The organism is Emticicia sp. 21SJ11W-3 (assembly GCF_024138715.1).
Classification (GTDB): Bacteria; Bacteroidota; Bacteroidia; order Cytophagales; family Spirosomataceae; genus Emticicia; species Emticicia fluvialis.
On the sequence record NZ_CP092074.1, the window covers coordinates 3,184,095 to 3,210,459 of the forward strand.

The 26,365-nt window shown below is 44.7% G+C and carries 29 protein-coding genes; 16 read left to right on the plus strand and 13 right to left on the minus strand.

What is annotated here, in order from left to right; genetic code table 11:
• A complete protein-coding gene (locus MB380_RS13465; RefSeq protein ID WP_253523870.1) occupies positions 1-387 on the plus strand; it encodes a hypothetical protein in 387 nt (128 codons plus the stop codon).
• Positions 388-471: 84 nt separating this feature from the next.
• On the opposite strand, the gene MB380_RS13470 is transcribed toward MB380_RS13465, so the two are convergent.
• On the minus strand, positions 472-717 hold the full coding sequence (locus MB380_RS13470; protein ID WP_253523872.1) for a hypothetical protein: 246 nt from the start codon (positions 715-717) through the stop codon (positions 472-474).
• Between the two features lie 435 nt (positions 718-1,152).
• Here MB380_RS13470 and MB380_RS13475 point away from each other — a divergent pair, with 435 nt between their 5' ends.
• The 6 genes from MB380_RS13475 to MB380_RS13500 all read left to right on the plus strand — a co-directional run bounded on the left by MB380_RS13475 (position 1,153) and on the right by MB380_RS13500 (position 8,381).
• Entirely contained in the window at positions 1,153-2,271 is a 1,119-nt protein-coding gene (locus tag MB380_RS13475) for a hypothetical protein (RefSeq protein WP_253523903.1), read from the plus strand.
• A gap of 12 nt (positions 2,272-2,283) precedes the next feature.
• Positions 2,284-2,913 (plus strand): hypothetical protein, encoded by a 630-nt coding sequence (locus MB380_RS13480; RefSeq protein ID WP_253523907.1) that lies wholly within the window; start codon positions 2,284-2,286, stop codon positions 2,911-2,913.
• A gap of 12 nt (positions 2,914-2,925) precedes the next feature.
• Positions 2,926-3,738 (plus strand): N-acetylmuramoyl-L-alanine amidase family protein, encoded by an 813-nt coding sequence (locus MB380_RS13485; RefSeq protein ID WP_253523910.1) that lies wholly within the window; start codon positions 2,926-2,928, stop codon positions 3,736-3,738.
• A 978-nt stretch (positions 3,739-4,716) separates the two neighbouring features.
• Positions 4,717-6,816 (plus strand): hypothetical protein, encoded by a 2,100-nt coding sequence (locus tag MB380_RS13490; RefSeq protein WP_253523913.1) that lies wholly within the window; start codon positions 4,717-4,719, stop codon positions 6,814-6,816.
• Positions 6,817-7,186: 370 nt separating this feature from the next.
• Positions 7,187-7,828, plus strand: a complete 642-nt coding sequence (locus MB380_RS13495; RefSeq protein WP_253523916.1) for a hypothetical protein — start codon at positions 7,187-7,189, stop codon at positions 7,826-7,828.
• Between the two features lie 184 nt (positions 7,829-8,012).
• Positions 8,013-8,381 (plus strand): helix-turn-helix domain-containing protein, encoded by a 369-nt coding sequence (locus MB380_RS13500; protein WP_253523919.1) that lies wholly within the window; start codon positions 8,013-8,015, stop codon positions 8,379-8,381.
• A 212-nt stretch (positions 8,382-8,593) separates the two neighbouring features.
• Here the strand turns inward: MB380_RS13500 and MB380_RS13505 are convergent, their stop codons facing one another.
• From MB380_RS13505 to MB380_RS13520, 4 genes are all read right to left on the minus strand, one after another.
• Entirely contained in the window at positions 8,594-9,040 is a 447-nt protein-coding gene (locus MB380_RS13505) for a hypothetical protein (RefSeq protein WP_253523931.1), read from the minus strand.
• Between the two features lie 5 nt (positions 9,041-9,045).
• Complete coding sequence (locus tag MB380_RS13510) at positions 9,046-9,645, minus strand: Panacea domain-containing protein (protein ID WP_253523934.1); 600 nt, start codon at positions 9,643-9,645, stop codon at positions 9,046-9,048.
• Positions 9,646-9,784: 139 nt separating this feature from the next.
• Positions 9,785-10,510, minus strand: coding sequence for a LytTR family DNA-binding domain-containing protein (locus MB380_RS13515; protein ID WP_253523941.1), 726 nt, complete (start codon positions 10,508-10,510; stop codon positions 9,785-9,787).
• Positions 10,503-11,537 carry a sensor histidine kinase gene (locus MB380_RS13520; RefSeq protein ID WP_253523958.1) on the minus strand — a complete coding sequence of 345 codons (1,035 nt, stop codon included), beginning with the start codon at positions 11,535-11,537 and terminating at the stop codon, positions 10,503-10,505. Before MB380_RS13520 ends, MB380_RS13515 begins: the two co-directional genes overlap by 8 nt.
• A gap of 527 nt (positions 11,538-12,064) precedes the next feature.
• Between MB380_RS13520 and MB380_RS13525 the strand changes: the two genes are divergently transcribed.
• Entirely contained in the window at positions 12,065-12,628 is a 564-nt protein-coding gene (locus MB380_RS13525; RefSeq protein ID WP_253523961.1) for an isochorismatase family protein, read from the plus strand.
• A gap of 68 nt (positions 12,629-12,696) precedes the next feature.
• Here the strand turns inward: MB380_RS13525 and MB380_RS13530 are convergent, their stop codons facing one another.
• On the minus strand, positions 12,697-13,338 hold the full coding sequence (locus MB380_RS13530; RefSeq protein WP_253523964.1) for a YceI family protein: 642 nt from the start codon (positions 13,336-13,338) through the stop codon (positions 12,697-12,699).
• A 60-nt stretch (positions 13,339-13,398) separates the two neighbouring features.
• Positions 13,399-14,490 carry an exo-alpha-sialidase gene (locus MB380_RS13535; RefSeq protein ID WP_253523967.1) on the minus strand — a complete coding sequence of 364 codons (1,092 nt, stop codon included), beginning with the start codon at positions 14,488-14,490 and terminating at the stop codon, positions 13,399-13,401.
• A gap of 515 nt (positions 14,491-15,005) precedes the next feature.
• On the opposite strand from MB380_RS13535, the gene MB380_RS13540 reads away from it, so the two are divergent.
• On the plus strand, positions 15,006-16,493 hold the full coding sequence (locus MB380_RS13540) for a DUF1593 domain-containing protein (protein WP_253523970.1): 1,488 nt from the start codon (positions 15,006-15,008) through the stop codon (positions 16,491-16,493).
• A gap of 432 nt (positions 16,494-16,925) precedes the next feature.
• Here MB380_RS13540 and MB380_RS13545 read toward each other — a convergent pair whose 3' ends face one another.
• The 5 genes from MB380_RS13545 to MB380_RS13565 form a co-directional block, all read right to left on the minus strand.
• Positions 16,926-18,659, minus strand: a complete 1,734-nt coding sequence (locus tag MB380_RS13545; protein WP_253523973.1) for an asparagine synthase-related protein — start codon at positions 18,657-18,659, stop codon at positions 16,926-16,928.
• Entirely contained in the window at positions 18,656-18,811 is a 156-nt protein-coding gene (locus MB380_RS13550) for a hypothetical protein (protein WP_253523975.1), read from the minus strand. Before MB380_RS13550 ends, MB380_RS13545 begins: the two co-directional genes overlap by 4 nt.
• A 229-nt stretch (positions 18,812-19,040) precedes the next feature.
• Entirely contained in the window at positions 19,041-19,460 is a 420-nt protein-coding gene (locus MB380_RS13555) for a hypothetical protein (protein WP_253524004.1), read from the minus strand.
• Positions 19,461-19,700: 240 nt separating this feature from the next.
• Positions 19,701-20,024, minus strand: a complete 324-nt coding sequence (locus MB380_RS13560) for a nuclear transport factor 2 family protein (RefSeq protein ID WP_253524007.1) — start codon at positions 20,022-20,024, stop codon at positions 19,701-19,703.
• 292 nt (positions 20,025-20,316) lie between these two features.
• Positions 20,317-21,108, minus strand: coding sequence for an SDR family oxidoreductase (locus MB380_RS13565; RefSeq protein ID WP_253524015.1), 792 nt, complete (start codon positions 21,106-21,108; stop codon positions 20,317-20,319).
• A gap of 127 nt (positions 21,109-21,235) precedes the next feature.
• On the opposite strand from MB380_RS13565, the gene MB380_RS13570 reads away from it, so the two are divergent.
• Both MB380_RS13570 and MB380_RS13575 read left to right on the plus strand, forming a co-directional pair.
• A complete protein-coding gene (locus MB380_RS13570) occupies positions 21,236-21,619 on the plus strand; it encodes a helix-turn-helix domain-containing protein (protein ID WP_253524018.1) in 384 nt (127 codons plus the stop codon).
• A gap of 134 nt (positions 21,620-21,753) precedes the next feature.
• Positions 21,754-22,377 (plus strand): DUF3267 domain-containing protein, encoded by a 624-nt coding sequence (locus tag MB380_RS13575; protein WP_253524032.1) that lies wholly within the window; start codon positions 21,754-21,756, stop codon positions 22,375-22,377.
• A 91-nt stretch (positions 22,378-22,468) separates the two neighbouring features.
• Here the strand turns inward: MB380_RS13575 and MB380_RS13580 are convergent, their stop codons facing one another.
• Positions 22,469-22,987 (minus strand): hypothetical protein, encoded by a 519-nt coding sequence (locus MB380_RS13580; protein WP_253524035.1) that lies wholly within the window; start codon positions 22,985-22,987, stop codon positions 22,469-22,471.
• A 236-nt stretch (positions 22,988-23,223) separates the two neighbouring features.
• Here MB380_RS13580 and MB380_RS13585 point away from each other — a divergent pair, with 236 nt between their 5' ends.
• The 5 genes from MB380_RS13585 to MB380_RS13605 all read left to right on the plus strand — a co-directional run bounded on the left by MB380_RS13585 (position 23,224) and on the right by MB380_RS13605 (position 26,243).
• Positions 23,224-23,940, plus strand: a complete 717-nt coding sequence (locus MB380_RS13585) for a DUF1080 domain-containing protein (RefSeq protein ID WP_253524038.1) — start codon at positions 23,224-23,226, stop codon at positions 23,938-23,940.
• 982 nt (positions 23,941-24,922) lie between these two features.
• The gene (locus MB380_RS13590) at positions 24,923-25,099 is read left to right on the plus strand and encodes a hypothetical protein (protein WP_253524055.1); all 177 of its coding nucleotides are present in this window, start codon (positions 24,923-24,925) and stop codon (positions 25,097-25,099) included.
• Between the two features lie 223 nt (positions 25,100-25,322).
• The gene (locus MB380_RS13595) at positions 25,323-25,478 is read left to right on the plus strand and encodes a hypothetical protein (RefSeq protein ID WP_253524058.1); all 156 of its coding nucleotides are present in this window, start codon (positions 25,323-25,325) and stop codon (positions 25,476-25,478) included.
• Between the two features lie 109 nt (positions 25,479-25,587).
• On the plus strand, positions 25,588-25,749 hold the full coding sequence (locus MB380_RS13600; protein ID WP_253524061.1) for a hypothetical protein: 162 nt from the start codon (positions 25,588-25,590) through the stop codon (positions 25,747-25,749).
• A gap of 338 nt (positions 25,750-26,087) precedes the next feature.
• Complete coding sequence (locus MB380_RS13605) at positions 26,088-26,243, plus strand: hypothetical protein (protein WP_253524064.1); 156 nt, start codon at positions 26,088-26,090, stop codon at positions 26,241-26,243.
• Positions 26,244-26,365: the final 122 nt, after the last annotated feature.

Genomic DNA, 26,365 nt, shown 5'->3' on the forward strand with positions numbered 1-26,365 from the left:
ATGGCACTTACCATAGACATAAACTTTTCAACGGCTCAATGCAAGGTAATTGTAACCGTGGCCGACACCGACAATAGCGGCCAGCCCGGCACCATTACGCTGGTAAGAGGCAATAGCGCAAAACAGGTAAAACCTGTACCCTCTGTTACGGCAACCCCATTAGATGTAGATTTTGATGCCCCCAAAGATGGCCTGATATACCAGTTTACAGCCACCCTGGTAGTGGGCAGCAGCCAGACCAGCCTAACACAATATATACCCGTTTGTGATGCTGCCGCTGCCAAAGATGCCGAAGAAGCTGAGCCGGACACCGACACAAAAGAAGAAGAAGAAGAAGAAGAAGAGAAAACAGACCAAACAGACGAAGCACAAACAGACAATCCTTAGAGCGCCTGCTGATAAACGCAAAAAGCCGCACATACAGGCGGCTTTTTGTGACACGGCAAAAAATGAACTGCAGGCGGCAATTACCTAGCGGTAATCGTAGTACTGGTCATCAATGCCGGCTTTCAATCTTTCAAGCTTTTCTTTAGACATAAAAAGCTTCTGAACATACGAACTTTTCTTGTACAAAATCCGCAATAAAATAACTACGGTTATGTAGATTAAGAATCCAAGGATAACAGGTTTAGAGAATCCAATATTCAAAAAACCCATTAAATATCCCCCTAATACCGGGGGTCCCAGCAGCAGAAATAAAAAAAGACTACGTCTCATAAGGTAGTGTAAATTTAAAAAGTCACTAGAATTGGTTGGTGTGTTTCACCGGGTTAATTGATGCAAAATTAAAGATTCAGAAAGTAGCGAGGCGCAAAAAAAACAATAACTTATCAAAAGGTAGCAAATCATGTATATACATATAATTCTCAGGCACTTGAACGGTAGTAAAGATACGTAAAATTACGCAGTTGCAGCCCAAACCCCATCAGCTATAACCTGCTGTTTTTATCTGTAATCAGCAAAAAAACATAACCGTTTTTACGACGTTCCGGGGCGTTTAAAAATCAGTTGCCATTAAATAAATTCATCTTGCTTTACCGCCAGATTCTTTATCATTTTGTGCAGCCTAAAGCCAGAGTAAACCACTGGTTGTAGCTGTGCGCTGTGTTGCTCTCGCTCTTTACCCATTGCCTTAAACTAACCTGCAAAACCATGATTACCCGACTGACACTTTTGTATCTGTGCGGCCTTGTGCTGGGCTGGCAACCACTTTTGGCGCAACGCTACAACGTATATTATGGCAATATTCATGCGCATACGTCTTATTCAGACGGCTGTAAAGACGGCGCCGAAACCGGTGTGAAGACCCCGGCAGATGCGTTCCGCTTTGCGCGGGAATCTGCCCATCTCGATTTCCTCGGTATCTCAGAGCATAACCACAGCCAGGCAGGTATGCAGCTTGCCAGCTACGCCAAAGGCCTGGCCGATGCCGACGCACTGAACGAAAACGGCCGCTTTGTGTGCCTCTATGGCATGGAGTACGGCGTTATCAGCAAAGGCGGGCATATTGTTATTTATGGCTCAGACAAGCTCATTGGCTGGGAGCGCAACAATTATGACATTTACTCGGCCAAGTCAGACTACGCCTCACTGTTCCGAATCCTGGCCGCCAACCCCCATGTTTTTGCCACGCTGGCACACCCGGAGCCCACTCATTTTTCAGACCTGGCCGCGCAAGGCTATAACCTGACGGCCGACCAGGCCATTTGTGGCGTGGCCATCAGCAGCGGCCCGGCGTTTTCAAAAAAAACAGATTATTCAGACAAGCCCTCGCCCCGGTTTTACAGCTACTATAAAACGCTGCTGTCAAAAGGCTATATTGTAGGCCCCACCATAGACCACGACAACCACAATACCACCTTCGGGCGGATGTCGGCCACAAGAACAGCCGTGCTGGCTCAAACCCTGCACCGCGACAGCATCATTGCCGCCTACAAGGCCAATCGGTTTTATGCTACTGAAGACTGGAACGCAAAGGTTGATTTCACCCTGAATGGCATGCCGCTGGGTAGCTACAGTAAAAACAAGCGGACACTGCAACTGACGGTAACCGTAACAGACCCCGACACAACCGATACCATTAAAAGCATAAAGGTGCTGTATGGCAAGCCGGGTACAGGGCAAATGCCCACCGTGCTTGCCAGAAGCACCACCGACACCCTGAGCAAAACCGTAACACTGGCACCGGGCAATGCCTTTTATTACTATGTTGAAATTGTGCAGCAAGACGGCGACCGCATCTATACATCACCCATCTGGGCAAAAAACTAAACATTCATAAATATGAAACCTGTTCTTTGGTATTGGCTCATTTTCGCGGTGCTTACGTTCTGCGTAGCCTACTGCAATCACAAATATTGTATGCTGAAAGACCAGAGCACGGCCGAGAAGCAGCCGTACAGCTGGTCGCGGGTGCAACTGGCCTGGTGGACGGTTATCATCATGTCGGCCTTCACATCTATTATGATTACCCACAACAATGCCCCCGAACTCTGGGAGTCGACGGTTATTCTGCTGGGCATCAGTGCGGCCACCATTGCATCGGCACGGGTTATAGACGCAGCCGATGAAAGCGACCCGAACATCCAGCGGCATCAGGATACAAACGGAACCAACTTTGTGGTAGATATCCTGTCAGACCAGACAGGCGTTAGCATCCACCGCTTCCAGACAGTGGTTTTTAACCTGGCCTTTGGTATCTGGTTTATTCTGAAGGTGGTCAACAACCTCACCACGCCGCCACAAAACAACATCAACCTGATAATACCTGACATTGAGCCCAATAACCTGATTCTGCTGGGTGTGAGTTCGGCCACTTATGTAGCGTTGAAAGTTACCGAAAACAAAGGCACGGCCGCAAGCGCCGGTGCGGCCGGTACGCAACCCAATCTGGAAGAACAACCCGTAGGCTAAACCAATAACCAAATGGCATTTACAGAAAAATTCAGCATTGGCGCCAGCTACCTGCCCAAGCCGTCGCGCAGGCGGTCGGGTCTGGCCATAGCCAAGGTCAGGTTCCTGGTGGCACATGACACCGGCAACCCGGACTCTACCGCGGCTGGCAACATCAGCTATTATACTAACACCGCCCAAACGGTACCGCCTAAAAAAACGGCCTCGGCCCATATTTTTGTTGACGACCGCCAGATACTGGAATGTATTCCCGCTCTGACAGCCCCGCCCGAAAAAGCCTGGCATGTGCTATATGACCGCCCCAAAGACAACGAACTGTTTGGCGTAAACGCCAACGATGCCGCCATTGGCGTAGAATATTGCTACGGCGACAAAATAGATGCCGACAAAGCCTACAACAAGTTTGTGTGGGTGCTGGCAAAGTTATGTTATGAGTTTCAGCTAGACCCGGCCAAAGATATTGTGGGACACTTTTTTCTGGACCCCGGCCGTAAGACAGACCCCCTCACGGGCCTTGCTCACAGCAGGCGCACCTACGAGCAACTGCTGAAAGACGTAGTGGAAGAATACCGCGAATGCACCGGAGAAACCCAGCCAGAGGCCGACACCACCCCTACTGAAACCGGGCAGCTTACCACTTCAGTGCGGCTAAACATACGCACCCAGCCCAACAGAAGAGCCGCGGTGGTAGAAACCGTAGCCGCACGTACAGTGCTGGCTTACACAGCCAGAACAGAAAAAGGCGAGGCCATCAATAATAACCCGGTATGGTATCAGACAGCACAGGGCAACTGGTTCTGGGACGGCGGCATTCTGCATGGGTAGGATGCAGAACCCCGTTCCGTTCCCCGCCCGTTTGCTGTAATTTTGTAGCGTAAAACCAGAGCCGGGTGAAGGTCCCGGCTCGCTTTTTGGTACGGCCTGTGGCCGGGGTTTTCACACAGCTTTTGTCTCTGCCGCGCAAGGCGTTATGCCCATGCTGCCTTGTATTGATATAGCTAAATCTGCAATTTTTACTGCAATAGCACCGTATAATCAAAAAAACCACTCAAACTGGCTCAATTTTAATCGGATATTCTAAAATGCTTACAATAAATTCTAAAAATAGTAGAAATATGACTTGCTTTTTCAAATACCACACTTTAACTTTGAATAGGCATTTTTAACAGTCTGCCACTTTACAACACAACAAAACAGCCCACCGTTAATGACCAGCCATAAGTGCCAGCCACACTGCGGGAATCTGTTTTTTTTAATGTGCCAGCCAGCCTTACCACCAGCCATAAAAGATTGATAATCGGCCTTTAATGCATCTCTATACACTATTAGAAGCCTGTTGTTGATAGAAATACTTTATTTATCGTTAATATTTTTGCGCTTTAATAATTACTTTTGTGGGTTGAAACAAACGAAGCAGTATAAGACTTAAAAAAGAAAAAGGCCTTTTGGGCCACCGGTATTCAACCTTTAAGAACCAAACCCGCTGACTACCAGGCCTTAGGCCGTACTAATCTATTATCTACCCGCTGGCAGGCTCCCCAATACTGCCCGGGCGCCGTGTAAAGCGATATTTGCACCCCGTTACGTGTTTTTTAACTATTGAAACTCCTATGGATTTGACGCTTTGCACTATGGCTTTTTTTTCAGGCGCAAAAGGCAACCCTCAGTTTGATATTTAATAACAAGTACCCGCCCGTGTTATTATAAGCCGGGCAAAAGCAAACCTGTGTTTCGTGAGTTTTTTCAACATACAAAACAAAAAGCGATCAAACTGAAACTTATTTAACCAAACAATTAGTCTTTATGCAACCTATTTTCCGCGAAATCACCATTTCCGCATCATTTCTCTATTTTTCCGTTTTCTTTATCCTATTCCTGCTCTATTTACTGCTATTTTTCACTAAGAAAAACGCCATGCTGAGGGTGCTTTCGTGGCCCATTAAAAGAATCAGCAATGCCAATTTCAACAAACTGCTTGATAAATACTCATCAGACGAGAACAAGGATTTCAAAGGAATCATGATTATTACCTATACGCTGCTGTATCTGTTTTTCTCGGCGTTTGTGCTAAAAATCATGTTTATATTCTTCAAACAGTTGTTTATTGACAGTTCTACCATTACTACCACAGGCGGTAATGTGCAGCAATTTGTGCCGGGCGCCTTATATGAGTTACTGCTGCACATGGACCTGGCCGGTATCATCATCGGGTTTTTAGGTATTCTTTTCGGTATTATTATTGCGCTGATGGTTGACGGCGAAAACCGCAAAGAAAAAGAAGCAAGTTTTGCTACCATTTACGACAAGAGCCATAATCTGCTCGAAAAAACAAACGCAATAGTAAAGAACTTTACGGCTGTACAGCCTAAATATACGCTCAGAGAAAGACTAGACTCGCTGAAAAGCATTCTGGCGTTGAGCCTTGAAAACGAAGAAGAAAGCGAGTTGTATATCATGAGCTACTCGGCCGACCTCAACTACATGACCAGCCATAATATGGAAGTAGTGCTGAACTCGTTTGCACAGGGTAATACCGATATCAGCAAATTAAGCCAGCTTGACTACCACAAGTATTACAGAAAAATAGACAAGCAAAATACTGAAATAAACGACCTGATTGAGAAACTGGTAACACGCTACCGCCAGAAGTCAGACTCCATACACATGGCTATTCTGAACACCAAAAAAGACGACATTGAGTTTAGCCAGTACGAAAAATACCTTGAAAAAGGATTGGAAAGAGCCGATATTATTTACTACGACCAGTTTGGCGAAGAGGCGCTCAGCACCGGAAGTGTAAGCCTGAACGTGGAAGACGGCAACGTATATTATGCATTTGCCAAGGGTATTAACCTGGGCTTTGGCGAAACCATTGAAGAAAAACGTGAAGAACTGAAAGAGTTTTTATATGCCAATAACCTGAGCCAGATAGACAAACTGGTTGACTGGGGCTACCTGCGCGAAAACATACATGAGTTTGACAGCATACCGTTTCAGTTTGTGCTCACCAAGTCTATCACAGGCACAACACCGTCTAAAGCCTTAATAACCCTTACCAATATAGATGCCCTGGGCAAAAACGGCGGTATTTTCAGCTACGAAACCACCGACCCTAAAACCCTGGCTAATCTGGTAAATATCTTTAATGCGTACAGCAAAAGCCAGGAGTCTCGCGACAACGACGCCCGCGCCATTAAAGAAAGACGTGCCAAGTTCAGCAACCTGTTTAATGCCAACACCATTAACAGAAACAACATTGCCACTATACTTAAATACAAATTTATTGATACCGACAACGACGATTTCTACCCCGGTGTGCCCAAAACCGATATTAAAACGGCGGTGGCTATCAGAGAGGCCTTCTACGAAACCCTGGGTATTATACCCCTGCCGGTGTATATTGGCGTAGGCGAAAAATACAAAAACGTAAAAGAATTAATAAAAACCAGAAAACCGGGTGTATACGTAGCCATCGGTATTTTTGGCAGCGACCAGAACCCGCCAACTGTAGCTGAGTACATCATCAACTCCGACAACTCGTTGCCGTTTGAGCTGGTGCGGAAATCTACCAGACCTAAGAAAATTGAATACAAAGACGAAAGCGAAAGAAACATTTTCTACGCCAAGTTTGCTGATAAATGGGTTGAGTATGAAGAAAAATGGGTGAACGACGATTGTGCCGACTATGGTATTATTGCCAAACTAACCCTCGGAGACGACATCTCGGTGTTTATTATCGGTGGGTTGAACCACTACGGCACCGAAAAAATTGGCGCGTACCTGAGAGACTCTTGGGAAACCATTGCCGACGAAGTGGGCGACAACCAGTTCCTGTTCCTGTACGATATTCCGGAAAAACAATCAAGCGAACCTATCACGCTGAGAGAAAAAAGAATCTGGTAATAACCAGCCACCCGTGTTTCAGAAACCCTTTACCAGCCCCTTTGCCGGTAAAGGGTTTCATGTTTACAAGCCCTTGTAAACAACCTTTTTCAGGCTTGCATTTTACGTAGCTGTGTTCGTATATATGCTACGTTCACCTATGCGTGCAAATGCAACACCATTGCGGAAAAAAATATTCTTAAAAGTTCATTATTGTTCCTGCAAGTGCGCAAATGAGCCTTGTCCTTTAAGATGTTACTACTAATTTTGAGAGCGTACTAAACCTTTTTTAAAATAATTTTTCACGGCTGGGTGCTTTGTTGTCAGAGGCGTCATTAAACGCTTTTGGCCTGGCCTTGCAAAACCCAATTTCTACATAACACTATAAAATATGAACTCGGCTAAAAAAGTCAATCACGGAAAATCTCTGTCATTACTGTTTATATCATTTTGCTCGGGTTTTACAAGTTTCCATTATCAGGCTGTGTGCTCACAATACCTGTTTGCACATCATGGCTTTAGAACCTACAATTTTCAGATGTCGCTGGTGGCATTTTTGCTTAGTTGCCCACTGGGTTATCTGATGGCTAAACGGGTGCTTTTTAGCATCGGAAACCACTCTTTATTGCTGATGATTACCATTTTTGAAATTTTCTTTATTACTTTTGCTGTGTTTAGCAAAAATATTATGTGTAGTGGTGCGGTGTCTGCCATCCTTTTACCATTGCTCCGTTTGTTTGAGGCCAGCCTGCTTTATATCATTTCGTTAGCACTGCTGCCTTTATTAATGAGTACCTCTGTTGCTTTGCTGTCCAGAATTTTTGAAGATGCCGATGCGTCTACCCCAAAAACATTGTATCTGTGGTTCATAACAGGTTCCGTAACCAGCCTGTTTTTTTCGCAGGTATTAAGGCTAAACCTGATGGGGCTTGAAAATTCTCTTTACCTCTGTGCCTTTTTGAATTTTTCCTGTATTTTAATTTTGCTGATTCATTACAGTTTTACCCAGAACAGAAATCAAACTGGCAGGTAATTTGTATGGGTTGTCTGGTGCTATCCTTTATAACATGAAGCTATTCTGATTTTTTTACCGGCAAGCCAGTAGACGGATTGCTGAAACATCGAGTAACTATGTGCTAGTATTTTACGGCAGATTTTTTTACCTGCCTGTAAAGCAAGATAGCCTTAGAATGACGAACTATATTAAAACTTAAAGTATGTTGATAGGAAACAGGCTAAGGAAATTGCGTGAGTTAAGGAATTACACGCAAGAATATGTAGCTAAGGCACTGAACATGACTGCCACAGGGTATGGTAAAATAGAAAGAGATGAGTCGGAGGTATCGTTTCAGAAACTCAGAAAAATTGCGGAAATACTGGATATTCAACTGGAAGACATCCTGAATTTTAACGAAAACATGGTGTTTAATGTTAAAAACAGACAGGGCGCCGCAGAGAATGAAATACCAGGTGCTAACCCCGGGCTGGCAGATTCTGAAAAACGGCTATATGAACAAATCATTGAACAGCTAAGGCAAGAAAACACCTACCTAAAAACAATCATAGACAGGCTGCAACTTAAATGAAGCCGCAGGTTTTTACCGCAGTTTCGGTGTATTCAAATTAAAAAATTCCGGATTGCATTGCGTTGTCCCAACCAATTTCAGTGTCAATCCAGCAGAGTATCACTTCGGTAAATCCTTCCACACCTTTCAGCCCCACCGGGCAATTTGCACCAACTTACCTTTTAAACGGCCTTTTTTTAGGCCTGGCCTTGCATTTGCTGCAATGGAAGCAATTAAAGTATTCTTCTGAACTTACGCTTAACACTGGCAGAAGAGCGAAAACAATCTTTTATAAGGCCTAGCAACTCAGGCTTTAACTGCCCGATAATGTCATAATCAATACCTTCAACCGGATAAATGTCATACAGAATGGCTTCGTCATACGCATCAATCTGGCTGCCATACAAAAATGTTGGTAAGGGGAAGCCCCAGCCAGTAGTAGTTACAGCAGATTGCGGCTTTATAAAAAAGCAATTGAAGTTAAACTCTGCCAACTCAATACAAGTATGATGGTCATAATCTTGCCAGACAGACGGCACAAAATCTTTACTGGAAGGTAAAGTAGCCAGAATAAGCATCGAATCGATTCGTTTCAGAACAATAAAATATTTGCTCTTGGAATCGCTTCCGTTTTTAAAACGGAAATCATTGTAGTATAAAATAAGACCTTCCTGAAACACAGCAATCAGAATTTTAAGGAACGGCTAACTTCAACAAATTCGGTTTGTTCTAAATAGCGCGTATATTTTTGTTGGTCACTTAACAGTAATTGAGAAAAATCTATTTCAATTGCTGTACTATTCATTGAATCGTTTTCAAAGTATTCAAGCACACCGTTATCTTTGGCTGCCTTGTGCCAAAGGCCATGCTCACGATGGGTTAGTTTTACCAGTTCTTCTGCACTTACGTTCTTAAATTTTTCAGTTATAAAATCCAGCAATTCAATTTCATTGTCTGAAAACTCATCATCTACAAACCCCTTGCGCGCGCTTATTGTAGTTGTGCCATTTACAACAGTACTGTCAATGTAGCTATCAAATAGCGTAGGCTCAGAGCCTGACGATAAATCAATGAAAATATCTTTGGCAACGGGGCCGAACTTCCAGACCTGAAAACTTAAATTAAGAAATGGCATTCCGTATTTTTTCACCGACGACTCCTCAAGCAGATAAAGCAATTTAAGCAGCTTTGTTCTTGAGAGTGGCTGTATGCGCTGCGCCATATAAATCATAGAGTTACCTATTTTATCCAAGTCTGCTCTGGTATAAGGGGCTACAACTTTCATAGCGCTATTGATGGGGGAAGTCATATACAAATATAACAATAATCAGCCTTAAAAATTTCAATTCCGAACAATTTTTAAGTTTTCATTCTTTCTGCTAATGCTTTTGCCTTGCTGCCTTTTTTTAGGCCTGGCCTACCCTTTATTTAAAATGTTCTATCAGCTCGCGGCGGTAGGTAAGCCCGATGGGCAACGAAACGTCATGAATAAACAAGGCATTACCGCTGATGCGCGTAATGCGCCTCACCGCCACCAGGTAAGACTTATGCACCCGCACAAACTGCCCGGCTGGCAAGCGCTGGTCCAGCTCGGTTAAGGTAAGGGCTGTCAGGTAAATTTGGGTATCGGTAAAAATCTTTACATAATTACCCCAGCTTTGGGCATACTTAATGTCGTTGGTTTCAATCCGCATCCAGTCGCCGTCTACCCTTATCATTATAGAGGCATCAGGCACAACCGCGGGTAAGGCCTGAGTGGCTCTGTCGGGCAGGCCAAACAAATAAAAGGCCTTGTCTACGGCTTTCAGAAAGCGCGCAAGCTGAATAGGCTTCAGCAAATAATCAACCACATCGTAGCAATAGCTTTCAAGGGCGTAGTCAGAATAAGCCGTCGTAAAAATAACCAGCGGCTTTTGTTTCAGGGTGTTCAGCATTTCAAGCCCGCTCATTTGGGGCATGTTAATATCCAGAAAAACCAGGTCTACGGGTGCCTGGTGCATCAGGTTAATGGCCTCAATGGCGTTTTCGCAACTACCGGCCAGCTCAAGCCTGTCTACCTGTGCCACATAATGCTGCAATACCAGATGCGCGCCGCGTTCGTCGTCAACAATTATACATTTCAGTGTTTTGGGCAATACCGGGTCAGTCATGTAGGTCGGGGGTTAGTTGAAGGCGAAGCAAAGTATGGTACTGGCATTCGGTTTCGTGCATATCAAGCCTGAACCGCCCGGTATAAAAGGCTTCAAGGCGTTTCAGGGTATTGGGTATGCCCACCCCGGTAGAAACCAGCCGGGGCCTGCGCGCCGGTATAGAATTGAGGATATCAAGCACCAGCACCTGCCCGGCAAGGGTAATAGTAATGCTCACAAAGCAATTCTTAATGGCGCCGCTGCTATGTTTAAAGGCGTTTTCTATCAGCGGCAGCAGCAGCAAAGGCACTATATAATGCGGTGTGCCGGTATGTGTAGGGTAAACATAATTAAGCGTGCAGCGTTGGCCGATGCGCTCTTTTTCAAGATGTATATAGCTGGTGAGGTACGCAAGCTCGTCGCTTAGTTTTACCTGTTTCTTTGAGGCCGACTCTACCTGATACCGCATCAGTTGCGACAACTGCATGATCATATCGGGCATCCGGGCAGGCTCTTTTATGCTGATACCGTACAGATTGTTAAGCGTATTGAACAAAAAATGCGGATTAAGCTGCGCCTGCAGTAGTTTGGTCTGGGCTTCGCTCAGTTGCAGCAGCTGATTACTGCTTCTGATTTGCTGGCGGTAAAAATACTCAAGCAAAAAAACGGCCTCCATGGTAATGATACTGCCAGAGGTAGTAGCCAGATAAAGCAGCCCCATTTTTACCGGATTCTGGTTTTGATGAAACTCCCGAAAAAACCAGAGGTAGTCGGCCAGATACAATACCGCGCTGCCAGCCAGCAACACCACCATCGACACCACCAGAAACCGGTTAAACTGCCCGCTTTTAAAAAAAGGAAAAACAAATATGCGGTAAAAAACAGCCATGGCATAGAGCATCAGAAAATGCAGAAAACCAATGGTGATTTCTTCAACCGACGAAAGGAAGTTCCAGCGGCTGATAGACATCAATATAAAGAAACCCCAGAAAAACAGCAGTTCTCTTACCCAGTCTATTTTTTTTAATTTTATGCCTGCGTGCAACATTTTTTTTGGAGTTTCAACAAAAGAAAAAAAATCATGATTTGTTACCAAAAACAAATGACAAACCCAGTTCATCACAAATATTAGCGGGTTTATCACTCATTTTTCCGGCAAAAGGTTTTATAAATTACCTTAGCTGGCAATAATTAAGTAATATTTAATATTTTTTTAAGGTTGTTTCTATTATATTTGTAGAAATGACACTTATTCTTTTCCGGCTTTACCCAAGCCATAGTACCATCGGCTGCGACAAATATAAATGAAAAAGTTATTGACTTATCCGCACCAGCCAAAAACTGTCACGAACGTCAATCCATAAAAACAAAAAAGATGAAATTATTTTTCATCAGTTATCAGTGTTTTATTTAGCCATGAACAAAAGATATTGCGGGTATGTAAATACCCCTGAAGACGTTAGATTCTACATGAATCTTTCATACGCTTGTAGCAAAAAGCCCCTTAATTTAGGGGCTTTTTTGTTGGTATTTTTCCAAAAACTATCTATATTTTATCTTTGTAATTAAAAAACGATGAAAAACAGAAAAGCCTTACTAGTGATTGATATGCAGAAAGGTTCGTTTACTGCATTAACTCCGCGGCACGACACCGATGGGGTGGTTCAAAGAATAAATTTAATGGCTGAGGCTTTTCGTACCTATGGTTTGCCTGTATTTTTTATTCAGCACGATGGAACCCACTCCGGCAACTTTGTACCCCATACAACAGAGTGGGAATTGTTGGACGACTTAAAAGTGGAAGCCGGTGATATTCTGATTGACAAATACGCAAATGATGTTTTTTACAGGTCTGAACTTCAATCGCAACTGGATCAATGTTTGGTTGATGAGCTGATAATTTCGGGCTGCGCTACAGACTTCTGCATAGAATCAACGGTGCAATCGGCATTAACACGCGATTATAAGATAACAGTGGTTGAAGATGGCCACACTACGGGCGAAAGGCCCCACTTAAAAGCAGTGCAGGTAATTGAGCATTATAACTGGGTCTGGAAAAACATGATTCCTACTAAGGGCACTGTAAATGTCATGCCTCACCGGGCGATATTAGATGAATTGGCAGGTACCAGCCGATAGATTATAAAATTAGCAGGGCTTATTGCCGTGTTGGTTGCAATAAGCCCTGTTAAAGTACCTGAAGATGCTTATTTTCTGGCCACAACAGTCATCATTAACTCAATGTTATCAGATACAACCTGGTCGGCGGCTATATCATAAAACCTGCCTGAATTATACCTGATGCCCCATTCGGTGCGGTCAATCACCAGTTTGCCATCTGCCTTTAAAACTCCGTCGGCTAATGTCATTTTTGCCGGAAAACTAACCGTGCGCGTAACACCCTTAATGGTCAGTTTACCTTTTACTTCCAGCGTTTTTCCGGCTGCAGGCGTTACGCCCGTAATAACAAATGCAGCGGTGGGGAATTTCTCGACATCAAAATAATCGGCCGATTTTAAGTGAAACACGGGGCTGTTTTTATGCTGCTTGTCTTTATAGACCATTGATTTCATGTCTATTACCACTTTGCCACCCACCAGTTTGCCATTATCTGTTATCATTTCTCCACCCGACGGATACACATACCCGGCGTGGTCTTCGCCGGTGTCTAGCAGCAAGGAGCCGCGCCAGGTTACAAAACTTGCTTTGGTATCAATTATAAACTTTTGCGCCGACGCCCCATAGCTGCCCGCGGTGCTGCCGGTTTCATCATGCGCAGTCTGGCCGCAAGCCAGGCACCCCAAAGCAAACATAAAAACCAGACACGCAAATAATAGCTTGTTTTTCATAGTTCAGAAACACAATTGAGCAATAATGAATGATTTTAAACCAGTCGGGTTTACCCTTGCCTAGCAGCCCTTAAAGGGCATCACATACAATGTATTACCCGAAACAGAAACATGGAAACCGTAATTGCCAGTTAGAGGCACCGCCAGTGGATGCCAGGTTTTGCCCATGTCTGCCGAGCGGTAGATGCCATCTGCCCGCCCGCATATTAAAAATTCACCCATTTGTTTGATAGATAAAATAGTAGATGACGTAGGAAGCATACCTATTTTTCTCATAAACAACCTTTCGCTTGACGGCAGCAGGTCTCCGCCCACCGCATTCCAGGTTTGGCCTTTATCCGTTGAAATATACAGGCGGTTGATGCGGGCTTCCTTGCTGGTAACAATAGCCGCAAACCCGCCTGTTATGGGTTCAACGGCAACGCCAACGCCCCCCTCACCCAACACGGGCGCCCAGTTCAGTCCATTGTCCGTCGACCTCAGCACCCCTTCTTTATACGTAGCCAGAAGCACCCCGTTTTGCTCTGCCAGTTTCATCAGCCCACCCCCGATATGCACGCGTTTCCAGGTTTTACCATAGTCGGCCGTTCTGAAAAGATTGTTGCTGGCGCCTATAAAAACAATGCCTGCGGCCGTTTCAAAAACGGTATTTACCTGGCGCTCTTTATAACTGTTGTACATCCAGTCGATGGTTTTATCTAAGCTCACGGCTTGTTCCTGAAAATTGGTATAAATGGGTGCCCAATCATTGGTTCCGTTTATTTTTCGCATGAACTGACCTCTGAAATCAAAGGCAAACATCTTGTTGTTGCCCGGGGAAAGATACCGTTGCTTACCAGGGAAACCCTCTTTTGTCCAGTCTGAATTAGCCTTACTTGCTTCATTATAATAAACCCCGTCACCTGCACGTAAAAACAGCCCGTTGTCGCTGGCAATCAGGCTCTCTCCCCTCACCCCATCTTTCTGCAAATTTTCAGGCAGCCCTTTGCTGATGTCGTGCCAGGTTTGTCCGCCATCGGTAGATTTAAAAACAATGCTGGCAACACCCGCCGGTTTACCTGTTCTGTTTCCCTCCTTTTCTTTCCGCACAAAAGAATTGAGAAGAAATAAACCCAGCATAATTACCGGAATAAACACAAACAATTTTTTCATAATTTTATAAATTTAAAGGTAAAATCAATTTTGATGATAACCAGCCCAAAGTAGCAGGCAATGGCAGTTCTGGTTTAACAATAAACCCTGCCTGGTTTTAATTGCCGCTGCTTTTCCGGTGGCCGTTATATCAGCAAATCTACCTGTTGTTATTCCGGCAACTGTTAAAAGCCTGTAAAAAGAAGTAAACCAAATGTAAAATGATGTTTGGGCTTGCGTTAAGAACCTAGAAAATTGCCACAACCCCCATATATGATAAAAATGTATATTTGTAACCTAAACAAAACCACCGTATCAGCAGGAATAAAACCCAGACCAAAGCCAAAAGCTCTTTCCCCGGAACGCCGCCCGCTCAATCACCGGAACGCCGGCCGCTAATTCACTAAATCGCTCATTCACCGGAACGCCGGCCGCTAATTCACTAATTCACTCAATCGCTCATTCACTCAATCACTAATTCACTCAATCACTAATTCACTAATTCGCTCAATCGCTCATTCCCCCATTCGCTCCTCATGAAACTAAAAACAATATACCTCTTGCTGATGCTGCTGGCCAGTTTGTCGGCCATGGCACAAAAACCCCGCACCATCGTAACCACCGACGGCGAACTGGACGACGTGGACTCGTTCATCAGGATGCTACTCTATGCCAATGAATTAAAGCTGGAAGGCCTCGTTTACAGCAGCTCGCAGTGGCACTACAAAGGAGACGGCAAAGGCACGCGGTTCAGGTCTGAGATGCAGTTAACCGCCGAACGCTATGGCGAGCGCACCGAGTTGCGCTGGCCCGGCACTACATGGATGGAAGAGCTGCTTGATGAATACGGCAAAGTACAGCCGAATCTGGCCAAACATGCGGCAGGCTACCCCACCGCCTCGGCCCTGAAAAAACTGGTAAAAGTAGGCAACATAGATTTTGAAGGAGAAATGGACAAAGTAACGGAGGGTTCGGAACTGATAAAAAAAGTACTGCTGGATGCTAACCCGCAACCCGTTTATCTGCAGGTTTGGGGTGGCACCAATACCATAGCGCGCGCGTTGAAATCGATAGAAGAAGCCTACAAAAACAAACCCGACTGGCAGAAGATATACAACAAGGTATCAAAAAAAGCGATTATCTACACCGTGCTTGACCAGGACGCCACCTACCGCAAGTACATAGCGCCCAACTGGCCGCAGATACGCGTCTTTTATAATGCCAACCAGTTCTGGTGTCTGGCGTATCCCTGGACACAGGTAGTGCCTGCCGCATTGCAACCTTACCTGCGCGGAGAATTTATGAGCCGGAACATCATTCATAACCACGGGCCTTTGATGGCTAAATACTATTCATGGGGCGACGGACAAAAAATTGCCGGAGACCCCGAGCATACCCACGGCAGCCCAGAGGATATGGAAAAATACAAAATGACCCCTTATGATTTTATTTCGGAGGGCGACTCACCCGCTTATTTTCAACTGCTGGATGTTGGTCTGATGAACCGCAATAACCCCGAATACGGCAGCTGGGGTGGCCGGTTGGTGCAGTCAAAAGAGAATCCGTTCCGTTGGGAAGATGCCTCCACCCTGACAGACTTTAATCATTTTACAGGTAAGCAGGATGCCTCTTTTCCGCAAACCCGCTGGATAGATGCCCTGCAACTGGATTTTGCCGCCCGTGCCGACTGGTGTGTAAAACCTTATAAAGACGCCAACCATGCCCCTAGAATTTCGGTAAAAGACGGTAACATCAGAAGAGTAAAAGCCGGTGAAAAACTGAGCATCAGCGCTGCGGCATCAGACCCTGACGGACATTCGGTAGCGTTTACTTACTGGCAATATGCCGAGGCGGGTACGTCGCCGGAAAATGTGACCATACAGTCAGCAGCCAACAATACGGCCACCATAGAAATACCACAAACCGCCAAAACCGGATATACCATACATATTATTGTAGAAGGGAAAGATAGTGGAAGCCCGGCTTTGATACGGTACCAACGCGTAATATTCGTAGTTTATTAATATTTGTGGCGCGAATCTCCAGATTCGCAGCATCCACCAGCGTGCCACTCCTACCCTCGATTGAGAAAGGGCATGGCGCGCTTAATTATTTTAAAGAAGGTATCTGGCAGGCACAAAAAAAGGCTTAAACCCGCCGGTTTAAGCCTATAAGAGGAACGGTGTTCCCAAACCGGAACCGATGATAGTGTTTCATGACCTAATGATTAGCATTTTTCCTGCCCGTTCAGGCAAAAAGGTACATCTCTTCAGGAAATTAAAGTTTGGCGCTATGCGTACTATCGTTCTTGTTGATATCGTAAGATACCAGTATCCGGGATACCTTACGAAGTTAACAAAATAAATTCCGGATTTCAAAAATGTTTTTTTGCAATGGAACAGAATTGAATGCGTATTTTAAAACACAAGGCCTAAGCCAGCGGTGTGATGCCCCTACTAAAACCCGTTCTGCTCCAGAAAAAACCCGAACGCAACTAATTTAAGCAAACAATTCAATTGACCCAGTCCGGGTGGGGTATCTGTTTTCAGTTGCTGCAAGGATCGTATCATGGCCGAGGTATCAGCAAAGTGGCTAAAAACAGCATTTTTTTCAAAATGCCTGCAATAATCAATTAATATGTCGGCTTCGGTAATTAGCCTTTGGTCTATGTCTGAACCCTGCAATCCTCTACCTTTCTCGTTTAAAACCATATCGGGCAGGCGGCCTGCCATCATACGCTTCAGCACTTGTTTGCTTTCAGATTTTTCATTAAAAAAAAACTGATTGGGTATAGCCATACAATATTCAAGTATTCTGCTATCAGCCGTGGGGTCAAGAATTTCAAACGGAAATTCGCTGTCTGTACTGGCTAAACGGTTCCGGTTTCCGCGCTGTGTCAGATACATCATTTCTTCCTGTTTGGTAAAAAAAAACGTTTTGCTGCAACTGCGGTTCAGTAGCACATCTTTTCTGATACCATATTCGCCCAACAGGCTTTTGTTCAGAAAGCTACTACTGAAATAGGCTTCAAATGCCCGGTATTCAAGCAGGTTCTTCAATAAAGGTCTCACCACCTTTTGTTTAAGTGCCTTTAAGCCGGGTGGCATTGGCAATTGTACACGGCTGCCTGTATACGACAAGGCTACATTTCCGAACTGCCCCGAAAGCAGAACTTCAACACCCTGTGCAGCGGTGTGTTCATAAATATCAAGAACCCAATTAGCACTAGAGCCATTGAAAGCAAATGAATTGTGAATAGCAACCAGTTTCCTGATGCTTTGGATGGGTGAAACCGTGGCCGACTGCAATAAAAATGGCTTTATATTGGTTCTGGTGGCGGCTGTTGCCTTTATGTAAGGGCTTTCGTCGGCTATGCATCTGGGAATCGCCGCCGGATTGCGGTGCGGATACAAAGGCACATGGCTAAAAGTAACCAAAGGTGCATTGCCCAGGCATTCGGCAGCCAGATAAGCCACAGTGCCTGAATCAAGCCCGCCGCTGAGCATAGCCGCAACCTTAGCATTGCCCGGTATCCTGCATCTCACAGCCTCTTTGGTTATTTCAAGTAATTCATCGGCATAATCTTGAGTCTGCTTGTAGCATTTGAGCGGAATCTGCTCTGGTTGCCAGTATCGGTAAAAAGTAAGACGACCTCCAAACCAGGTTAATGAATGCCCTGGCAGTATTTTTTCTATACCCCTGAATAAGGTCTGGGTTTCAGACCCTTCATAATTCCACCGGCTTAACCGGCTTAGTGCAAAAGGCAAATTCAGTTCTTTGCCTGTGGCCGTAAGCAAGCTAACCGAGCTGCCAAATACCAGCCCGTGCGGTGTTTGCCTGTAGAAAACTTCTCCACTGCCGTTCTGGTCTCTGGCCAGGAAAACCTCGCCCGTTTGCGTATTACAGGCAAAAAAAAGCCAATCGCCCAACAGGCGTGAGGCACATTTTTTTCCCCATGCCAGGTACGCACGCCACATATATTCAGGCCCGCCTGAACAAACACCGGTAAAAGGTTGCAGGTCTTGCGGGTTGTCAATGCGGCCCTGTGCGGCAAATACCAGATGGCGTTCGGGGTTTTCAAACATTGCACAAGCCCTGCCTTGGCAGGCCAGCCTTAATGCAGGGGTTTCAAGAATCTGAAAACCAGTAAAATCTAAATTGGTATAGAGGTCGGTAGACCCAAAAATCATGATGCTGGATTTCCGGTACTAATTGAACCGTCAGGGCTGGTATTACCGCTATTCTTCAAATTCAAAACTCTCAGTGCTGGTTTAATCCAATCTTTTTTTTGTGCAATCAATTCAATCTCTTGGCTGCTTAAAGTTTCTTCGCTTGAAGACATAGTTGGGCTATTGCTAGAATCTATCATAAAATTTAGGTTGATATTTAGTACTCCATTTTTCAGAATACCCCCAAAAATAAAGACTGTAACGCTAACTAACAAATGGTTGGATAATTTTCACCCAAGTTTTAGCAGGCAGCTCAAAATCCGGCATTCAGAACAGACAGGTTTAGTCTTAAAAAAACAGAAACGCCTTTGCCTGCCGGTGCTTCTAATAAACCGGAAATGGCTATACGATGCCGACTCCCCTTACCAGCAACCAGCGGCAAAGTACCCAGAAATTGGCAATGAAAACTATCAGATTAACCAGAAAGATGTTATCAAAAAAATAAGAGAAGTACCTGAACTCCATGCTGTTGTCGCCGTCGTTTCTGAACGACCCCACATTGGCATACAAATACACCACAAAGCAACTTACCAGTGCCAGCAAGCCAAAATTGAGATTATGAAGTAGTAAAGCTCTTGTTTTGCTGGTAAACTGCCCCCGCCATAACAACACCACGTGCAACGCCTCTAGCAGCCCAAACACCACCCAGAAACTGCGCGATACCCCGGCGGCCTGAAAGGTATAAAAAGCCATGGCCACAATGGCCGCCACCACCAAAGAAACAACAAGCCAGCATAAATGATACAAAATACGGTAAAGCATGTGTATGTTTTTTTGTAAAGGTAATGATTTATAATTACGCATTCTCTGCCTATATTCTCACTGAAAAAATAACATAGTCCCCTATCATTTATAATAGTAAATTTTGGTAGAGGTGCGATGCTTGCGGCTTCAGGTGGCTGTGAAAACAATAAATGATTAATATTGGCATGGTTCTATAGCAACCTAATTCTGCGATTAGCCGCATTCAATGCGGCTCTACGAATGGCTACAGAACACAAATCATCCGGTAATCTTCAATGACGCAATCTTATCATTATCCAATTCAAAATGATATTTAAACACAATCGGACTACCAGGGAATGTCCCCGAACCCAGGGTTGTCAGAATACCTCCTTTCGGCGTAGTGGCATAATCAATCGGCGCAAGAATGGTGGCGTATTCGGCATTGGTTTGCTCGTTCCAGGCTTTTATTTGTTCAAAGCCCTGGTGGGTGCGGCCTTCGTCATACACCAAAGCATTGTTTGCAAAACAGCGGGCATAAGCTGTGCTGTCGAAATCGTTCTGGGCTTTCAACAAAGCCGCTATTACATCTGGTAAATTCATTGTTTTGTGTTTATTAAAGTGATAAAATTTAACCACGCAGTGTCACGAAGCTTTACGCTGAGTTTCACTGAGTAAAAAATAACAAGTAAAATTCAGTATCCGCAAAACATCATTTCCTGTTGAGGCGGACGGCTAGTCGCGGACGGCTAGTCGCGGACGGCTAGTCGCGGACGGCTAGTCGCCGACGGCTAGTCTTGGTTACTTTTTCCGCAAAAAGTAACAACAGAGGAAGAAAAAAAATGTAGATTTTTTCTTCAGAATTGTACTATGCGCCTGAAAGTAAAAAAAACCACTAAACAGTCGGTACTGTCCCACCATCAATCACATATTCAGTTCCGGTGAGATAAGAAGCCCGTGGAGAAACCAGAAACCCTACCAGCTCGGCTACTTCTTCAGGTTGCGCCGGTCTGCCGACGGGTATCCCGCCCAGGGCATCCATCACACCTTGGGTGGCCTGTTCTACCGTTATGCTGCTGCTGGTGGCAATGCGCTGCATCATTCTTTGTGCTGCGCCGGTCATAATCCATCCCGGCGAAACCGTCAGCACACGTACCCCCTGCGGAGCCACCTCGTTCGACAACCCTTTGCTATAATTTACAAGCCCTGCTTTGGCGGCCGCATAGGGTAGCGTTGAATCATACAGCGGCAACCGTGCCTGTATAGAACCTACATGAATAATAACCCCGCTCTTTTGCGCCAGCATAGCAGGCAGAAAAGCCCTGTCTAACCGCACCGGAGCCAGCAGATTAGTTTGCAGGGTTTGTTCCCAGTCGTTATCAGTCAGTACGGCAAAGCCTCCGCCGGGGGTTTCAGAGCCACCCAGGTTATTCACCAGTATATCCAGGCGGCCATATTGTGCCAGTATAGCATCGGCTACCTTGCGGGTTCCTTCTGTCCGGCTTAAGTCTGCCCTTATCAGGTGCATCTGGCTGTTGCGCTCTTCGGGTTCGTTTCTGGCGGCAATAATCACCGTTGCGCCGGCTTGTAATAACCGCTCTGCAATGGCCCTGCCCGTGCCTTTGGTTCCGCCGGTTACCAGCGCAATCTTGCCTTGCAACTCATTATTGAAATTAAATTGTTCCATTTTCATTGTTGTTGATGGCGCAAAATTGGGGCATAAAAACAGTTTGGACAAGTACGGAAATACGATTCAGATACGGATAAATTTATCCCCTGTTGCGCATACAGGCACTAAAACATACATTTGTACTATGTACGAAAGAAAGACCTTACCGAACCTCAATTGCGGCCTCGACCTGATAGGCGAAGTGCTTTATGGCAAATGGAAAATGCGTTTGCTGTGGTTTATTCATCAGGGACATCAGCGACCAAGCCAGTTGCAACGCAAAATTCCGGATGCTTCGCGGCGGGTTCTGAATATGCAACTGAAAGAACTGGAAGAACACGAGCTGGTAACAAAGGTGATATATCCGGTGGTGCCGCCAAAGGTAGAATACAGCCTGACCGACTTCGGCAAAAGCCTGATACCCCTCATTGGCGCCATTGGCCAGTGGGGCGATACGCATGAAGAACGCCTGCGACAGCTCATTTTAAGGCAGCTTGAAAAGACGGATACAACAGACGTACAAAATTAATATTCCTATATTTTCAATATATATTGAAACATCAAAATTATTCATATTTTCAATACGTTCAAATTCTCATTATCTCTTTAAACGCTTTTGTATATACGGAAAATTGATTATGTTTAGATAAAAAATACCCCGTAATGCGCCTCACCCCTGAAGAACTATCAACAGAACAATATGTCTTGCTTGAGAAGCTCGACCATCAGGAACTTATCCCCTTTGTGCAGAAATACCTGAAGCAACCCACCTGGGCATCCAGGTTTTACTATGCTGCCAACCTGCTTATAATGGCAGCCATTGCGCTGCTGGTATGGCGGTATGGCACGCAACCCGGCGCCAAATGGTGGAACGCCCTCAACTACCTGGCCATGGGCATTGCTTTTACTTTTTTGCTGATACCTGTGCATGAGTACATACACGCGCTGGCATATCGTAGCGTAGGTGCAACGCATACTTCATTTGATATGTACCTGCGGAAGTTCTACTTTATGGCCGTTGCAGACAAATTTGTGGCCAGCAGAAAAGAGTTTACCATTGTGGCGCTGGCGCCGTTTGTGGTGATAAGCGTTGTGCTGCTGGGGCTGTTAATAGTAGCCACGCCACAACAGGCTTTTATTATTATGGGTACTTTGCTTTTTCATACGGCGGCTTGCTCGGGCGACTTCGGCCTGCTGAGTTTCTACAACCACAACCGGCAAAAAACCATTCTTACTTATGACGACAAAACCAGCCGGATTTCTTATTTTTATGAGAAGGTAAACTAACACCTGCCACCAAAAGGCATTGAAGTGGTGCATCAGCAAAATACACCAGGCTCTACCGGCAGGCAGGCCATTCTAAGCACTACCCCCCCCATTACATAACTACGCCATAAACGCGGCGGTAAATTTCGGTTTTAACAACGGTTAAATCTACTATTCCGGTGGCCATCAGATACATGTGTATGCTGTTTTTGGTTTGGTCGTAGGCAGGTTGGCGATACTGCTCATCTACCACCTTGAAACCGCTGTTTTCGTAAAACGCAATGCGTTTTCTGGCCACGTTGCCCAGTTCAGGTGGTTCGGTCTCCAGCACAATTACCTGATACCTGTTTTTTAAAGCCTGCAATGCCCGGGCTCCCAACCCGGTGCTTCTGAAAATGGCATAAATCTCAAAAAACTCAACAAACAAAAAATCTTCAAAAGGCCAGGTTACAAAATAGCCCATCGATTTATCGTTAGAATCGATACTGAAAATCCGGGTGTGTTCGTTTTCGAAAAGCTGATGAAACTGGCCTTCGTTTCTACGTTCGTCTACAGGAAAAGTATGTTCATATTGTTTATATATAAACGTGCGCTCTTCTACTGAGGCACCTTTTAAATCTCTGAAATCCATCTCAATTAGCAATTTATTTTTACAGCACAAAACTACGGCTTTCAACAAAAAACACGTAATTATTCTATAAATTTATTCATTTTTCAGGCCAAAACTACCAAAACAAACTAAATTATTTTCAGAACGCGCCCACATCATCCGGCTGAGCGGGTGTGGCGGCCTCATTGGCAAAAAACGTTTCAGGCTGCATTCATAAAAAAAGCTATATTTGTTTCGGACTTCAACCTTATACCACAATGAAACATTTAACACTGATTGCTCTTCTGTGCGGCCTTACGCTGCACTCCGTTGCACAAACCACCCTTAGCCCCGAAGAAAAAAAAGCCGGCTGGAAACTGCTCTTTAACGGCCGCGACCTGAAAGGCTGGCATGCCTACGGTGGCGGGCAGCCCGGCTCTGCCTGGGTAATTGACCAGGGCGCCATTAAACTGAACGTACCCGAGCGCGCCGGAAACAAGGCCAAAAACGGCGGCGATATTGTGATTGACGAAGAAATAACCGGCGATTTTGAACTGAAAGCAGAATGGAAAGTAAGCAAATTTGCCAACAGCGGCCTTTTCTTTTTTGTGAAAGAAGCCCCTCAATACAAAAACATGCACGACACCGGCCTTGAACTTCAGGTAATTGACGACAAGATTTATGAGGGCTCGCCCGAAAACACCCATCGTGCCAGCGATTTCTTTGGTGTGGCCAACGCCCGCCTGCGCGAAAGCAACCCGCAAGGCGAATGGAACAGCATTCATTTTATAATGCGCAAAGGGAAACTAACTGTTTTGCAAAATGGCTTTACCGTGCAGGAACACGACCTGAACAGCCCCGAATGGAAAGAGAAGATTGCAAAAAGCGGCCTGGCTAAAGCCCCCATAGGCAAAGGTAACTACAGCGGCCGCATTGGCCTGCAAGACTGGGGCAGCACTGTTTGGTATAGAAACATAAAATTAAGAAAAATGTAAGCTGCACCCCCCAACTGATAAAGCTGAACCAGGTGCATTACCGCAGGTGTTGAAGACGAGACACTTTATTGATGATTGAGACCTGCCTGAAAAAATAAAGACTGCTCAAAGAGCAGTCCCTATCTAAAATAACTTTTGCTGTGACTTTTGATGCAAGTTAGCTTGTAAACACACGCTGCCGGAAAAAAAATAGTTGAATGAACTGAAATCATCGCCGAACTGCAAAAAATTAAGGGTTTTTGAAATGGCTTTCTGCCAAAAGACAGATAAAACCAACAAAACCGGGCGCGAATCAGGTGCCGGAAGAGCCCGGCATTTGTGGGGGTATATAAAAAAATAAAGAGCTACTCAAAGAGCAGCCCCTATCCAAAACAACTTTTGCTGTGACTATAAGTCTCAAATTTATAGCATTTTTTTTAAGTAGCAAAAAAATATATCAAATATTGTTACATTTTAATCTGCACCGGGTTATTATTTTATTAAATGGCTTTTACTGATGCCTATATGGCATCTGCCGGATATACGCCCCTTCTTCCATTATCTGCCTCCGTATAAAACCTGCCGTGAGCGCAGCAATTGCTGCCTCAACACATTTTTTCGGTAACGGGTTTGCGTATATTCATTAGGGAAGCACTATCGGGCAATAGCACTTAAACACCTCATTATAAAAAAGTTAATGCGAAAATATTTTTTATTTTATACTAAAACCAATATATTTGGTAAGGCATTTCAATCAGTCAACTGCAACGATTAAAATCTGACTAACCGAAATGCCCTAACGATGCTGTAGATTAGTGCGCTTCTGTTTTTTCTTTCTATTGAGTCTCTTAATTAATACACCAGTATAATCTACCAATGCCAACGGTCAGTTAACCATGCCTATGCGTGTAGCCGGTTGTTTGGTTGTGCCTGTATGAATATTCGTTACCAATTTTAAGCCCTTTCAATACCCTTTTAATTACACAATTAAACCAGCAATTTTATGTTAAAAAACGAGCAATTAAATGATCAAACACGCTGTACTGAAAAACCTGAGGCCGTTTTAAAAAAGAAATGGTCCACACCCAGGTTCGAGAAAATTGAAGTTGCCTTCAGAAGCCTGTGGCTATTGCAGCCCGGCCCCGGCCCGGGGCATACGCCGTCAGGGCCATCTTCCTGAAATGATAACCGGTTTTACCAGATAGCAGTTTTAAAAAATACCCGGGCATACAGGCGGCAGCACTTGCTAAAAACCGTATAACCGGGTATTTGCCTGTAAACTGCCCGGCAGACAGCAATGCCACCCAAGCACAGAAAGGGCATTTTAACAAATAAAATCTGCACTATTTTTTGTTAAAACTAATGAATATCTTATTTTTGTTTCAAATACTTAGATAACCACAATGCAAACACCGCCTATCAAAACCAACCATTCTGTGGTGAAAAAACACACCCAAACCACCAAAAAACGATGGGCTACCCCGGCAATAGAAAAAATTGAGTTGAATACCTCAGTTTTTACCCGGTTAATGAAAGCGGCCGAGCCGTTTGGTTCTTGATACATCCATCTGCCTTTTACAGCTAAAAGTATATTCAACCACAGGCACGCCTTGATGCGTCTGCTTGTCTTACATTTCAACCTATTATAAACGCAAAACAAAACTGTACATGAAAAACAAAGCAAACAACCACCCAATGCCAACCGTTGCCAACCAACCCGAAGCAAAAAAAATGTGGATAAAGCCATCTATTCTAAAAATTGAAGTAGCAACCCAAATTAATGTAGCCAGCTTGCTGGGCCTTAATTCAGCTACCCCTATTCACTCGTAATTACTATGCCTGCTAATGGAACAAACCCTCCGAACAGGCGCTGGATTCAGAAAAAAGAATGAGTATACCTTATTAACCTATTAATGAAATTGCCAGATGATCAAAAAATCAGAAAAGGAATCGACTTCGGCCATTGCGAGCCGTGTAGGTTCAAAAAAAACTTGGGTGAAGCCCGGAATTCAAAAAATTGAAGTAGCGTTCAGCATAAAAGCAGCATCTTTACTTAGGCTGGACCCAACAGGTGCGGTATCCTGATAAGTGTTGCGCCAGTTGAAAACTGTTTTCTGAAATGCCGGCAAAGTATGAATCTTTCAAAAATCTTTAAAAATAACCGTAACATGACAACAAATTCAAAAAAAGGGCTGGGACAATTTGCCAACCAACTTAAAGCAAAAAAAGCCTGGGCAAGGCCGTCATTTCAGAAAATTGAAGTTGCCGCCAGAATCAACGCAACAAATTTGCTGAAACTGGACCCAACAGGTACTTTATCCTGATGAGTGGCGCACCTGCTGAAAACAATAGGCTGAAAGTCTGGCCAAAACATTCATTTCAGCAGATGCAAACGCGCCGTCCTGAAAGGTTTATCGTTGAGACCATCATCCCTGCCGGGGCGATG